The sequence below is a fragment of the Streptomyces barringtoniae genome (genome assembly GCF_020819595.1).
Lineage (GTDB): Bacteria > Actinomycetota > Actinomycetes > Streptomycetales > Streptomycetaceae > Streptomyces > Streptomyces barringtoniae.
In genome coordinates this window covers 85,732-98,497 of the sequence record NZ_JAJHNP010000027.1, presented here as the reverse complement: position 1 = coordinate 98,497, position 12,766 = coordinate 85,732, and the positions used below count along the sequence as shown (strand labels likewise).

Genomic DNA, 12,766 nt, shown 5'->3' with positions numbered 1-12,766 from the left:
TTCACTCGCCGACCTCATCGATCGCCATGGTGAACTGGTCCGGCCGGTTCACCACCAGCTGCGGGCTGGCCGAGTTCAGCGCCTGCCCCGAGGCGACCAGGCTCGCGGTGAGCGCATGGAAGAACTCGGCGACCGCCCGGCCGATGTCGGTGCCCGGCTTGGCGACGAAGGCGAACTCCTTGCGCGTGGCGACCTCGACCATCGTGTGAGCCTGGGCATCACCGATCCCGCAGGCCACGATGTTCGGGGCAGTCGGTGTCGTCGCCTTGTCGGTCAGCTTGGCATGGGGCTGACGCCAGGCCCCGCCGTCGGTGGGCTGCCCGTCGCTGAGGAAGAACACCACCGGACGGTGAACCTTGTACCCCTCACCGCGCAGCCACTGCACGTCGGAGGGAATACGGGCCAGCAGATCGTCGAACACGGCCTCGTAGTTGGTCAGGCCCCGGATGCTGACCTGGGGCAGGCTGGTCTCGGTACGCATGTCGGCCACCGCGAGACGCACCTGCACGTCGTCGGAGAAGCCGAGCACGGCCAGCCGTAGCTTGGCCGCGACCATCGGCTCGGCCCGAAGGCCCTCACACAACGACACAAGGCCATTCGACAAGTCCTGCCGGTACGGTCCCATCGACTGCGACTCGTCCGCCAGCACATAGGCCGGCAGCAGTACGCCCCTGGTCTCCGCCATTGAGTCGGTCTCCCCCGTTGTCTGGTCCGGCCTGCCGTGTCGGAAGTGTGCAGGGCTGGGTGAACTCCTATGACTGCCCTGGGAGTTGAAGTATGTTCCCCCGATGGGTGTAGAGGCTAGCGATACGGGGTGGAGCTTCGGTGGGGAATCGCTCCTGGAGTAACGAATCCGACGAGCCGAAGTTGCCGACTTGGCAGCAGACCCCCCGTGCCGTGCCACCGCCCCAGGGACAGCCCGCGCCCCTGCCACCCACCCGGTCCGGCGCGGGCGGAGCTGCCGCTCAGGGCGCATCGACCTGGACCGCCACGGGTGCGAAGCCTCCCGCAGGCACGGCTGGCTCGCCTCCCGCCGGTGCGAGGGCATCGACGTGGGCCGCTCCGGCGGCACCGCGGTCCGCACCGCCGCTGTCCCCGGGCCCCGGACCGGCTCCGGGACCGGACCCCGGGCCACCGCACCAGCCGAGGCGCCGGACCGGCGCCGCCGCAGCCGTCATGTCCACGCACCGCGCCGGCCGCTGGGTGGCGCTCGTGGCGTTCGGTGTGATCACCGCCCTCGCCGCCGTACTGCTGACCAGGCACGGCTCCACGACACCGACACCGACACCGCAAACCGATCGCCGGGCGCCGTTCGCCGCCGCCCTGGTGGATCTGGCTCTGCAGCCCGGCGTGCGGTACTCCTCGACGACGGACGGCTCCGGCTGGACACAGTCACAGGTCACCGCCACCGGTGAGGCGCTCGGCGAGGCGCCGTACGCCGGCGCGCGCGTCAAGACGCTGACCGTGGGCGGCACCACCTACGTCAAGATGCCCGACCCGCTGCCCGCCGGGCTCGGTGGCTCGGACGGCCGGACGGATCTCGCGGGCAAGTGGGTGGCCGGGGTCGCGGAGTCCGATGCGGCGAACGACGCGACACCCCGCGCCGGGCTGAGTCCCGCGGTGCTCGCGAACCTGCTGCTCAAAGCGGTCAACAGCGGAAGTACGACCCTGCCGGACTCCGACGCCGCGACCGTGAGCGCGGACGGTGTGCCCGCGCTCAGGGCGAGGACCGCCCAGGGCGACCTGTACATATCGAAGGCACGCCCGCACCGGTTCCTGGAATTCGTGCCGCGTGCCTCCTCGCGGAGCGGGCAGCGCCGTACGGGAACCGGCACGCAGCAGGCCGACGCGCGCGAGCCGGCCGTCGCGAACCGTCTCGCCGCCTTCACCACATGGGCGAGCGCGCCCGCCACCGGTGCCTTCACGACATCCGCACTGTCCGGACCGGAGAGCAGCGCTCTGCTCGGCGAGATCCACGACGACACCGCGCAGCTGTCCGGCGCGCTGGACAGCGGCGTCACGGCGCGTGCCGAGGAAAAGCCGCACATGAGCTGCTCTGCCACCGGATGCGTGGTGGGCAGTCACATCACCGGCGTCGTCCCCAGCGGTGAGGCCAGGAAGCGGATCACCAGCGGACGGGTGACGGTCGAGCTGACGGCGACCGTGACGATCGAGGGCCGGCCGGCCGGCACCTGCACCGCCACCGAGGAACTGCCGCTGGACAGCCCCGGCGACATCACGTGCAGCGACGCGGACGCCGGCCCGGTCTTCGCCGAACAGGAGGCCGACAGGAGGCAGGAGGCGGAATCCGAATCCCGGGCCCAGGGCGGGGCGTCGGTTCCCTACGGCATCCACTACGCCGCCGACATCGACGTCCGTGTCCTGGCACAGGTGGACGTGGCGGCCCTGCAGCAGGCGCTGCAGCAGGAAGAACAGCTGACCCGGGAAGCACCGGCACCGGCCGATCTGGTCGAACGGGCGGCGCCTGCCCGGGACGACGAGGCCCGGGACTGCACCCGTTCCCGCCCGGACCGAGCGGTCGACAACGGCGCCGGCTGGATGCTCAACACCCTCGGTGCCAACGGCCGCAGCGAAACCGGTCAGGCCTGCCTGAAGAACCCGCCCAACAACAGCAGCGACGAAACCAAGGCCGATCCGTTCGGCTACCAGCAGGCCCGCGCCGAGGTGCGCAGCCTCGGCCGTGACCCCAAGGACGATCTGGCGCGCTGCCACATCATCGCGGCACGCTTCGGCGGCTCCAACACACTGGCGGCCAATCTCAGCCCGTGCGGCCAGCGGATCACGAACAACGGCCCCCTGGGCATGTCGGCGTTCGAGAACGAGGTGGCCGGGGAAATCGCACTCCAGCCGTCCGGCAGCGTCCGCTACCTGGTCGAGCCGTTCTACGCATCCCCTCGGAGCAGCATCCCCAGGGGGTACGTGATGATCGCCATCGCCTACACCCCGGCCGGAGTCCCGAACGACGTCATCTCGCGGTCGGTCCTGAACGTGGTGGAGCCGGCCGGCGGCGGCCTGACGAACATCGGCAACTGAGACCGCCCGCCCCCGCGATCTTGGGACTTCTTGTCGACGGCTGCCTGGAAGGTATCCGATGCCGTGTGACAGCCCGCGAGGGCCGGCGCGCATCTCAGGCAGCGCCATCTGGCACGTGCCGGTCGTCATGCTTATCGACGCGATCATCACCTGGCCGTAAGCGTGGCGCCGACGGCCAGCGCAAGACTCTCGGCCTCATCGACACCAGGCCGGACAGCTCCGCCAGCGCGGTCTGGATGAAGGCCAATCCCGAAGAAGTGAGCAACTCCGTGCAATTCCGTATGACCGTTTCTCCGCCCACGTCCGACACCCCGGTGACACATGACCTCGACCTCGCCGAGGACTACGAATCGCTGGTCATGGATGCCTGTGAGCTCCTGGGCGAGACGGACTGCCGCTTCCATGTGGCAGGTTTCGGCCAGGATCCGTGGCCCGTGGACATCTCCTACGACCTGTCATCGGTCATCGAGCAACTCCCGCAGGCATGGACGGCCCTCCGCCGGAAGGAACGAGCGCAGATCGACTTTTACGGACAGGGAGTCGAACGTGCCATCACGTTCGCCCCGGCCGGCGAACAGATCATCATGACCTGCACGACGCAGACCAATTGGATTCCCGACCCGGCGACCGAAATAGCCTCCCTTTCGGACGTCGAGGGCAGGCTGGCGGCACTGGCCCATGACTTCCGGCGCGCACTCGACCGGGCTTGCCCGGACATCGCGGCAAGGGAGCCATTTGCGCAATGGTGAACGGGCAGCCGGTCCGAGGCCGGTGGACGTATCGACCAGCACGAGCGTGCTGCTCACGCCGCGTCCACCGAGCCTGCACTGTCACCGCCGCAAGACGGCTCTCCTCACCTCGACCGCTGCCTGGTCCACCGGGCCGTGTTCGGCTTCCGCGTCTTCGATGAGTTCGCGCAGCCGGTCGCGCTCCAGCTGGCGCCGGATGCGGGCTTCGACGTAGGCGGACATGCCTCCCCTGCGGGTGCGTCCCCGGGTCAGCGGCCGATCCTCCAGCGTTTCCCGGGGACTTTTCGGGGACTCGAACGCGCCGGCCAGGGTCAGTCCCCTCAGCACTCGATGATGTTCACCGCCAGCCCGCCCCGGGCCGTCTCCTTGTACTTCACGCTCATGTCCGCGCCGGTTTCCTTCATGGTCTTGATGACCTTGTCCAGGGACACCTTGTGGGAGCCGTCGCCGCGCATGGCCATCTTCGCCGCGGTGACCGCCTTCACCGCGGCCATGCCGTTGCGCTCGATGCACGGGATCTGGACCAGGCCGCCGACCGGGTCGCAGGTCAGGCCCAGGTTGTGCTCCATGCCGATCTCGGCGGCGTTCTCGACCTGCTCCGGGGAGCCGCCGAGGACCTCGGCGAGGGCGCCCGCGGCCATCGAGCAGGCGGAGCCGACCTCGCCCTGGCAGCCGACCTCGGCGCCGGAGATGGAGGCGTTCTCCTTGAAGAGCATGCCGATCGCGCCCGCGGCCAGCAGGAAGCGCACCACGCCGTCCTCGTCGGCGCCCGGCACGAAGTTCATGTAGTAGTGCAGAACCGCCGGGATGATGCCGGCCGCGCCGTTCGTGGGCGCGGTGACGACCCGGCCGCCCGCCGCGTTCTCCTCGTTCACGGCCATGGCGTAGAGCGTGATCCACTCCATGGCGTGGGCCGGCGCATCGCCCTCGGCGCGCAGCTGGCGGGCGGAGACGGACGCGCGGCGGCGCACCTTCAGGCCGCCGGGCAGGATGCCCTCGCGGGACATGCCGCGCTGGACGCACTCGCGCATCACCCGCCAGATCTCCAGCAGGCCCGTGCGGATCTCCTCCTCGGTGCGCCAGGCCCGCTCGTTCTCCAGCATCAGCGAGGAGATCGACAGGCCGGTCTCCTTCGTCAGGCGCAGGAGCTCGTCGCCGGTGCGGAAGGAGTACTTCAGGACCGTGTCGTCCAGCTTGATCCGGTCCGCGCCGACCGCGTCCTCGTCCACGACGAAGCCGCCGCCGACCGAGTAGTACGTCTTCGACAGCAGCTCCGCGCCGGAGGCGTCGTACGCCCACAGCGTCATGCCGTTGGCGTGGTACGGCAGGGCCTTGCGGCGGTGCAGCACGAGATCCCTGTCGAAGTCGAAGGCGATCTCGTGTTCGCCCAGGAGACGTATCCGGCCCTCGGCCTTGATCGCCTCCACGCGCGCGTCCGCCGTCTCCACGTCCACCGTGCGCGGGGAGTCGCCGGTCAGGCCGAGCAGGACGGCCTTCGGGGTGCCGTGGCCGTGCCCGGTCGCGCCCAGGGAGCCGTACAGCTCCGTCCGGACGGTCGCTGCCTTTTCCAGCAGCCCTTCGTTGCGCAGGCGGCGGGCGAACATCCGTGCCGCGCGCATCGGGCCGACCGTGTGGGAGCTGGACGGGCCGATGCCGATCGAGAACAGGTCGAAGACCGAGATGGCCACGGTCACTCCTCAAGACAGCAAAAACAGGGGGGTGGTGGGGCGCCCGCCAGGACCTTCCGGCACTGTCCTGACGAGTGCCCCACCGTGGATCTACTTGTCCGGGCCTACTTGTTCAGGCCCGGGTACAGCGGGTGCTTGTCGGCGAGCGTCTTCACGCGCGCCTTGAGCGCCTCCGCGTCGTAGGACGGCTTCAGCGCCTCGGCGATCACGTCCGCGACCTCGGCGAAGTCCTCGGCGGTGAAGCCGCGGGTCGCGAGGGCGGGCGTGCCGATCCGCAGGCCCGACGTCACCATCGGGGGACGCGGGTCGTTCGGGACCGCGTTGCGGTTGACCGTGATGCCGACCTCGTGGAGGCGGTCCTCGGCCTGCTGGCCGTCGAGCTCGGACTCGCGCAGGTCGACGAGGATCAGGTGCACGTCCGTACCGCCGGACAGGACGTTCACGCCGGCCTCGCGCGCGTCCGCCGCCGTCAGGCGCTCGGCGAGGATGCGGGCACCCTCCACGGTACGACGCTGGCGCTCCTTGAACTCCTCCGAGGCCGCGACCTTGAAGGAGACCGCCTTCGCCGCGATCACGTGCTCCAGGGGACCGCCCTGGAAGCCCGGGAAGACGGACGAGTTCAGCTTCTTCGCGAAGTCCTTGCCGCGCGCGAGGATGATGCCGCCGCGCGGACCGCCCAGCGTCTTGTGCGTGGTGGAGGTGACCACGTCGGCGTAGGGCACCGGGTTGGCGTGCAGACCGGCCGCGACCAGGCCCGCGAAGTGCGCCATGTCGACCCACAGGTACGCCTCGACCTCGTCGGCGATCCGGCGGAAGGCGGCGAAGTCCAGCTCGCGCGGGTACGCCGACCAGCCCGCGATGATCACCTTCGGGCGGTGCTCCTTGGCGAGGCGCTCGACCTCGGCCATGTCGACCAGGCCGGTCCCGGCGTCCACGTGGTAGGCGACCACGTTGAACTGCTTGCCGGAGAAGTTCAGGCGCATGCCGTGGGTCAGGTGGCCGCCGTGCGCGAGGTCCAGCCCGAGGATGGTGTCCCCGGGCTGGGCGAGGGCGAACAGGGCCGCCTGGTTGGCGGAGGCGCCGGAGTGGGGCTGGACGTTGGCGTACTCGGCGCCGAACAGCTCCTTGATCCGGTCGATGGCGATCTGCTCGGCGACGTCGACGTGCTCGCAGCCGCCGTAGTAGCGGCGGCCCGGGTAGCCCTCGGCGTACTTGTTGGTGAGTACGGAACCCTGCGCCTCCATCACCGCGAGCGGCGCGAAGTTCTCGGAGGCGATCATCTCCAGCGTGGACTGCTGGCGGCCGAGCTCGGCGTCGACCGCGGCGGCGATCTCCGGGTCCAGCTCGTGCAGGGGCGTGTTCAGGACGGTCATACGGCTACGACTCCTCAGCCGGCGTTCTGGGCGGTGTACTCGTCGGCGGAGAGCAGGTCGGCCGGCTCCTCCGCGACGCGCACCTTGAACAGCCAGCCGCCCTCGAAGGGGGCCGAGTTGACCAGCGACGGGTCGTTGACGACGTCCTCGTTGATCTCGGTGACCTCACCGGTGACCGGCGAGTACAGGTCGGAGACCGACTTGGTGGACTCCAGCTCGCCGCAGGTCTCGCCCGCGGTCACCGTGGAGCCGACCTCGGGGAGCTGGGCGTAGACGACATCGCCGAGCGCGTTGGCCGCGAACTCGGTGATGCCGACCGTCGACACGCCGTCCTCGGCGGCCGACAGCCACTCGTGCTCCTTGCTGTAGCGCAGCTGCTGGGGGTTGCTCATGGCCTGAATTCTCCTGTACGCGCGGGAGTGCTGTTGAAGGGGGGACTGCTGAGACCGCTGGTGAGCAGCGGAAAGTGCGCGGCGTCACACGGTGACCGCGTCCAGTGTCTACTTCTGGCGCTTGTAGAACGGCAGAGCCACGACCTCGTACGGCTCGTGGCTGCCCCGGATGTCCACGCCGACGCCCTCGGTTCCCGGCGCCGCGTGCGCCGCGTCGACGTAGGCCATGGCGATCGGCTTGCCCAGGGTGGGGGAGGGGGCGCCGGAGGTGACCTCGCCGATCACCTCGCCGCCGGCGACGACGGCGTACCCGGCGCGCGGCACCCGGCGGCCCTCGGCGACCAGGCCGACCAGGACCCGCGGCGGGTTCTGCTCGGCGCGGGCGGCGGCCTCGGCGAGCGCCTCGCGCCCCACGAAGTCGCCCTCCTTCTCGAACTTCACCACCCGGCCGAGACCGGCGTCGAAGGGGGTGAGCGAGGTGGTCAGCTCATGCCCGTACAGCGGCATGCCCGCCTCCAGGCGCAGGGTGTCCCGGCAGGACAGGCCGCAGGGGACCAGGCCGACGCCCTCGCCGGCCTTGGTCAGCGCCTGCCACAGCTCGACCGCGTGCTCGGGCCGCACGAACAGCTCGAAGCCGTCCTCGCCGGTGTATCCGGTGCGGGCGATCAGGGCCGGGACGCCGGCGACCGTGCCGGGCAGGCCTGCGTAGTACTTCAGGCCGTCGAGGTCGGCGTCGGTGAGGGACTTCAGGATGCCGGGGGACTCCGGCCCCTGGACGGCGATCAGCGCGTAGGCGTCCCGGTCGTCGCGCACCTCGGCGTCGAAGCCGGCGGAACGCTCGACGAGGGCGTCCAGCACCACCTGGGCGTTGGAGGCGTTGGCCACGACCATGTACTCGGTCTCGGCCAGCCGGTAGACGATCAGGTCGTCCAGGATGCCGCCGTCGGCCCGGCAGATCATGGTGTAGCGGGCGCGGCCCACGCCGACGGAGGCGATGTTGCCGACCAGGGCGTGGTTCAGGAGGGCGGCCGCCCCGGCGCCGGTGACGGTGATCTCGCCCATGTGGGAGAGGTCGAACAGGCCCGCCTTCGTCCGCACGGCGATGTGCTCGTCGCGCTCGGAGCCGTAGCGCAGCGGCATGTCCCAGCCGGCGAAGTCGGTCATCGTCGCACCGAGCGAGCGATGCAGGGCATCGAGCGCGGTGTGGCGCAGCTCGGAGGGTTCGGTACTGCTCATCGGTCGGTCGTCTCCCAGGGAAGGCAGGACGGGCGAGGATCGTTCCTCCCCATCTGTCATCGGAACCTGAGAGGTTCGCCAGGACCGCCACAGGGACGATCACGGCTTGCACCTTGGGTGGAGCCACTGTCGAAGCGGCCCGCTTTTCAGATGTGCCTCGCCCGCGCGGTAACGGGGCCTGAGAGATTCAAGGGAGGGACTTGCTCCTTCGGCGTCCCAGCGAAGACTGCTGGGAACTCTCCCGCGCGGATTCAAACGGCCGGTATGCAGTTGGCGGCCACATCATTGCACGCCGCACCCCCGCCCGTCAGGGCCGCATCCGTAACCGAGCTGTGGCAGGACGCGCACGAAACCGCCGCGCCCCGTGCATTACCTTCCCTTTAGATTTGCCGGGCATGAATATTGCCAAGCCCATGGGGGAGGACGATCACGGTGAACAGGACCCCGTTGTACGCCACCGCCGCCACCGGCATCGCGGTACCGAGGCAACGCACCGCCGCGGACCGGAGCGTCCGTGACCTGCGCGACCGCACCGGCCGCGGCCCCGGCGCCCTGGCCTTCGGCCCCCACGACCTGGTCGTGATGGCCGGCCTGCCCGGCAGCGGCAAGTCCACCCTGATGCGCCGCGCGGTCGCCGGCCGCCGCATCGACTCCCAGGACACCCGCGACCGCTTCGCGGCCCGCCTGCCCCGCGCCCTCCCGTACGCCCTCTACCGCCCCCTGGTCCGCCTCGCCCACTACGCCGGCCTGCGCCGCGCCCTGCGCACCGGCGAGGGCGTCGTCGTGCACGACTGCGGCACCCAGCCCTGGGTGCGCGCCTGGCTCGCCCGCGAGGCCCGCCGCCGTGGCGGCACCCTCCATCTGCTCCTGCTCGACGTCAGCCCCGAGACCGCGCGAGAGGGCCAGCGCGAGCGCGGCCGGGGCGTCTCCGCCTACGCCTTCCGCCGCCACCGCCGTACGACCGCCCGGCTGCTCGCCGCGGTCGAGCGCGGTGAGCTGCCCGCGGGCTGCGGCGCGGCCGTGCTGCTGGACCGCCCGGCGGCGGACGCCCTGCGGCGGATCACGTTCAGGAGGTGAGGCACTGTCACGGTCACCCGATAGCCTTCATGGTCACAGCAGTGGTTACCAGCAGGCGGTAGGCAGATGGACTTCCCGGCGGACATTCCCGCGGACTTCCCGGCACAGGCGCACCCCCAGCCGCACGGCGGCTGGCCCGGCAACGAGCTGGAGGAGGTGCTCTCGGCCTCCCTCGGCATACCCGCCGCGGCCGGCCGGATCATCGAGGTGCTGGGCCGGAGCCTGCTCTGGATCCCGCTGCCCAGCGGCGGCGGCCCGGACAGCACCGCCCTCGACCTGCCCACGCTGGACATCGGGGGCCAGGCCTACGTCCCGGTGTTCAGCTCCGAGGAGCAGCTGCGCCAGGCGGCCGGCTCCCACATGGCGTACACCATCGCCCCCGCCGTGGAGTTCGCCCGCGGCCTGCCCCCGCAGGTCGGCCTCGCGGTCAACCCCGACGCGCTGGTCGGCATCCCGCTCCCGCCCGCGGCGGTGGCCGAGCTGTGCCGAGCCGGCCGTACCCCGCTGGACGGCCCGAACACCGGCGCCCGGGTCCGCCTCTTCGAGCCCGACTGGCAGGACGACCCGGTCGACTTCCTCTCCGCCGCGTCCGCCGAGTTCGCCGGGACCGGCGTGGTCCTCACCGCCCGCCGCTGCCTGGCCGCCATAGAGACGGACGAGCCGGTGATGTTCGTGGGCGTCGAGCTGTCCCAGTGGGAGGGCGACCTGCGCACCCTGCCCCTGCAGGCCCTGGGCAGAGCCCTCGGCAAAGTCCCGGTCAAGTGGCCGGTCAACCTGGTCCTCATGGACGTGACGGACGACCCGGTGTCCGAATGGCTGAGGTCGAACGTCCGTCCCTTCTACCAGCACGGCCACTAGAAGCCGACGCAAGGGGCAGCCAACCTGAGGGGCGCGGGGCTGTGCCCGACATGCGGCTCCGCCGCGTGGGCGCGACCAGCCGCACACAACCGCACCCGTGCACGCACCCAGGGCCCCGGGCCAGTAGGCGCATAAGCTGTCTCCAGACACCGGGGCACGACAAGAAGGGCACGACAGGTGAGCGCGAGCCACAGCGGCAGCGTCGGCGTGGAACACACGCTGCGCCAGGTCACCCCCGGCCGCTACGACGCCTACGAGGCCCTGCTCCGCGCCCTCGCCACCCCGTCCTCCGGCCAGATCTGGATGCTCCTGTGGCACGGCCAGGCCGGCTCCCCGGACGCCCAGTACGGGAACATGGAGGTCGACGGCTTCCAGTACGCCCCCTGCGTCACCTCCGCCCAGGAACTCTCGGCCAGCGGCTGGAACCGGTCGTACGAGGTCGTCGAGGGACTCGACGTGGCCCGCACCCTCTACCCCGACCACTACGGCCTCTGGCTCAACCCGCACGCCCCCGGCGGCGGTGTCGGCATCCCCTGGCTGGACCTGCGCCGCATCGCCACGGGTCTGGACCGCCAGCCCGCGGGCCCCCTCCGGCTGACCGAGCCCGGCATCGAGATCGCGCAGTTCTACGCCCTCCTCGCGCAGAACGCCCACCGCACCCCGGCCCTGCGCTCCCTGCGCCGCGCCTGGGTGCAGCCGGCGCTCGGCGCGCCGTACCTCGCCATCGGCCTGGACGTGTACGACACCTCCCCGGCCGCGGTCGACTCGGTGCGCGCGATGATGCAGCAGTCCGTCGGTGCGGTCCCGGAGGGCCTGCCGGTGTCGACGGTCGCCATGACCGACGACCACGACCCGGTCGTGATGTGGATGCGGGTCAACGCCCGGCCGTTCTACGACCGCGAGGCCCACGCGGCCCCGCCCCAGCCGCAGCTCCAGGCCTCCCCCCAGGCCCCGGCCGCCGGCTACGGCTATCCACCGGTGCACGGCGGCTACTGACCTGGGCATATCGCCCGTAAAGACCTTCGCCGCACCCCTATCTCCCGCCCGGCGCCGTCCGGTCGCCGCGATTTCCTGTCCGCATAACAGGAAACGCCAGCTTGCATCACGGTTGCGCATCCATTCCCCGTCAAGGCTGGCGGCTGATCGCGCCAGCGTTGAAGACTCCCCCTTCAAGGGGTTCGCCCCTGTGTACGACGGACTGTTTGATGCCGCTACCAGCGGCAAGCGCGGGCCGGCTACCGCCGGTTGAGAGGGGTCCCAGCCTAATGACGGCACCATTGCACGAGCCGACCGCGGAAGCGGCCCCGGGTGCGGCCGAGGAAGCGGCGGTCGCGGCCGGCGACGCGAAGGCCGTCCAGGGCCGGTCCCTGGGACGGATCGCCTGGGAACGCCTCAAGCGGGACAAGCTCGCCCTCACGGGCGGCATAGTCGTGCTTCTCCTGATCGTGATCGCGCTGCTCGCACCGGTGATCACGAGCCTCGTGGGCCAGGACCCGGACCTGTACCACCAGAGCCTGATCGACCCGCTCTTCAGCACGCCCAAGGGGTCCCTGGGCGGCCTGAGCGGCGACCACCTGCTCGGTGTGGAACCGGTCAACGGCCGCGACATCTTCGCCCGCATCCTCTACGGCGCCCGGATCTCGCTGCTCGTCGGCTTCCTGTCGGCCGTGGTGGCCGTCATCCTGGGCACCGTCCTCGGTATCCTGGCGGGCTTCTTCGGCGGCTGGGTCGACTCGCTCATCAGCCGGGTCATGGACGGCCTGCTCGCCTTCCCGCAGCTGCTGTTCATCATCGCGCTGGTCTCCGTCATGCCCAACCAGATGCTGGGCCTCACCGGCACGGGTGTGCGCGTCTTCGTGATGATCCTGGTCATCGGCTTCTTCGGCTGGCCGTACATCGGACGTGTCGTGCGCGGTCAGACGCTCTCGCTGCGCGAACGCGAGTACGTCGAGGCGGCCCGCTCGCTCGGCGCCGGGCGGTTCTACATCCTCTTCAAGGAGCTGCTGCCCAACCTCGTCGCGCCCATCATCGTGTACACGACGATGATGATCCCCACCAACATCCTCACCGAGGCGGCCCTCAGCTTCCTGGGTGTGGGCGTCAAGCCGCCCACCTCCTCCTGGGGACAGATGCTCTCGAGCGCGATCGACTACTACGACTCGGACCCCATGTACATGGTCATCCCGGGCGTGGCGATCTTCATCACGGTGCTGGCGTTCAACCTGTTCGGCGACGGCGTGCGAGACGCGCTCGACCCGAAGGCCTCCCGCTGACGTGCCGTATCCCAAGCGTCCCGTGAGCTCCGCCACGGGGTCTCTCATCAAATCCGGAGGATCCGA

Annotated in this window: 12 protein-coding genes and 2 riboswitches; of the genes, 6 read left to right on the top strand and 6 right to left on the bottom strand. The window is 70.6% G+C overall.

The annotated features are described in order from the left end of the window. Position 1: 1 nt before the first annotated feature. Positions 2–685, bottom strand: a complete 684-nt coding sequence (locus tag LMU33_RS36045) for a vWA domain-containing protein (RefSeq protein WP_228625417.1) — start codon at positions 683–685, stop codon at positions 2–4. Positions 686–1,176: 491 nt separating this feature from the next. Here LMU33_RS36045 and LMU33_RS36040 point away from each other — a divergent pair, with 491 nt between their 5' ends. Beyond that, positions 1,177–3,054: a DNA/RNA non-specific endonuclease gene (locus LMU33_RS36040; RefSeq protein WP_228625415.1), complete on the top strand. Its 1,878-nt coding sequence runs from the start codon at positions 1,177–1,179 to the stop codon at positions 3,052–3,054. Positions 3,055–3,290: 236 nt separating this feature from the next. Then, positions 3,291–3,803, top strand: a complete 513-nt coding sequence (locus LMU33_RS36035; protein WP_228625414.1) for a hypothetical protein — start codon at positions 3,291–3,293, stop codon at positions 3,801–3,803. A gap of 81 nt (positions 3,804–3,884) precedes the next feature. Here LMU33_RS36035 and LMU33_RS36030 read toward each other — a convergent pair whose 3' ends face one another. The 5 genes from LMU33_RS36030 to gcvT all read right to left on the bottom strand — a co-directional run bounded on the left by LMU33_RS36030 (position 3,885) and on the right by gcvT (position 8,492). Next, complete coding sequence (locus LMU33_RS36030) at positions 3,885–4,025, bottom strand: hypothetical protein (RefSeq protein ID WP_228625412.1); 141 nt, start codon at positions 4,023–4,025, stop codon at positions 3,885–3,887. A gap of 98 nt (positions 4,026–4,123) precedes the next feature. Beyond that, complete coding sequence (locus LMU33_RS36025) at positions 4,124–5,491, bottom strand: L-serine ammonia-lyase (protein ID WP_228625410.1); 1,368 nt, start codon at positions 5,489–5,491, stop codon at positions 4,124–4,126. Positions 5,492–5,595: 104 nt separating this feature from the next. Continuing rightward, the gene (gene glyA, locus LMU33_RS36020; RefSeq protein ID WP_228625408.1) at positions 5,596–6,864 is read right to left on the bottom strand and encodes a serine hydroxymethyltransferase; all 1,269 of its coding nucleotides are present in this window, start codon (positions 6,862–6,864) and stop codon (positions 5,596–5,598) included. 14 nt (positions 6,865–6,878) lie between these two features. Further along, positions 6,879–7,256, bottom strand: a complete 378-nt coding sequence (gcvH, locus tag LMU33_RS36015) for a glycine cleavage system protein GcvH (protein ID WP_228625406.1) — start codon at positions 7,254–7,256, stop codon at positions 6,879–6,881. Positions 7,257–7,364: 108 nt separating this feature from the next. Further along, complete coding sequence (gene gcvT, locus LMU33_RS36010) at positions 7,365–8,492, bottom strand: glycine cleavage system aminomethyltransferase GcvT (RefSeq protein WP_228625404.1); 1,128 nt, start codon at positions 8,490–8,492, stop codon at positions 7,365–7,367. Positions 8,493–8,535: 43 nt separating this feature from the next. Beyond that, a riboswitch (glycine riboswitch) is annotated at positions 8,536–8,648 on the bottom strand. Further along, positions 8,649–8,746: riboswitch (glycine riboswitch) on the bottom strand. A 178-nt stretch (positions 8,747–8,924) separates the two neighbouring features. On the opposite strand from gcvT, the gene LMU33_RS36005 reads away from it, so the two are divergent. The 4 genes from LMU33_RS36005 (at position 8,925) to LMU33_RS35990 (ending at position 12,700) form a co-directional block, all read left to right on the top strand. Further along, the gene (locus tag LMU33_RS36005; RefSeq protein ID WP_228625402.1) at positions 8,925–9,569 is read left to right on the top strand and encodes an AAA family ATPase; all 645 of its coding nucleotides are present in this window, start codon (positions 8,925–8,927) and stop codon (positions 9,567–9,569) included. A gap of 66 nt (positions 9,570–9,635) precedes the next feature. Further along, positions 9,636–10,427 (top strand): enhanced serine sensitivity protein SseB, encoded by a 792-nt coding sequence (locus tag LMU33_RS36000; protein WP_228625400.1) that lies wholly within the window; start codon positions 9,636–9,638, stop codon positions 10,425–10,427. Positions 10,428–10,604: 177 nt separating this feature from the next. Continuing rightward, the gene (locus LMU33_RS35995) at positions 10,605–11,423 is read left to right on the top strand and encodes an enhanced serine sensitivity protein SseB C-terminal domain-containing protein (RefSeq protein WP_228625398.1); all 819 of its coding nucleotides are present in this window, start codon (positions 10,605–10,607) and stop codon (positions 11,421–11,423) included. 269 nt (positions 11,424–11,692) lie between these two features. Then, a complete protein-coding gene (locus tag LMU33_RS35990; protein WP_228625396.1) occupies positions 11,693–12,700 on the top strand; it encodes an ABC transporter permease in 1,008 nt (335 codons plus the stop codon). Positions 12,701–12,766: the final 66 nt, after the last annotated feature.

Bases quoted from the DNA above. Each gene is read 5' to 3' on its own strand.
- LMU33_RS36045 (WP_228625417.1), bottom strand. From the start codon at position 685: ATGGCGGAGACCAGGGGCGTACTGCTGCCGGCCTATGTGCTGGCGGAC.
- LMU33_RS36040 (WP_228625415.1), top strand. From the start codon at position 1,177: ATGTCCACGCACCGCGCCGGCCGCTGGGTGGCGCTCGTGGCGTTCGGT.
- LMU33_RS36035 (WP_228625414.1), top strand. From the start codon at position 3,291: ATGAAGGCCAATCCCGAAGAAGTGAGCAACTCCGTGCAATTCCGTATG.
- LMU33_RS36030 (WP_228625412.1), bottom strand. From the start codon at position 4,025: ATGTCCGCCTACGTCGAAGCCCGCATCCGGCGCCAGCTGGAGCGCGAC.
- glyA (WP_228625408.1), bottom strand. From the start codon at position 6,864: ATGACCGTCCTGAACACGCCCCTGCACGAGCTGGACCCGGAGATCGCC.
- gcvH (WP_228625406.1), bottom strand. From the start codon at position 7,256: ATGAGCAACCCCCAGCAGCTGCGCTACAGCAAGGAGCACGAGTGGCTG.
- gcvT (WP_228625404.1), bottom strand. From the start codon at position 8,492: ATGAGCAGTACCGAACCCTCCGAGCTGCGCCACACCGCGCTCGATGCC.
- LMU33_RS36000 (WP_228625400.1), top strand. From the start codon at position 9,636: ATGGACTTCCCGGCGGACATTCCCGCGGACTTCCCGGCACAGGCGCAC.
- LMU33_RS35990 (WP_228625396.1), top strand. From the start codon at position 11,693: ATGACGGCACCATTGCACGAGCCGACCGCGGAAGCGGCCCCGGGTGCG.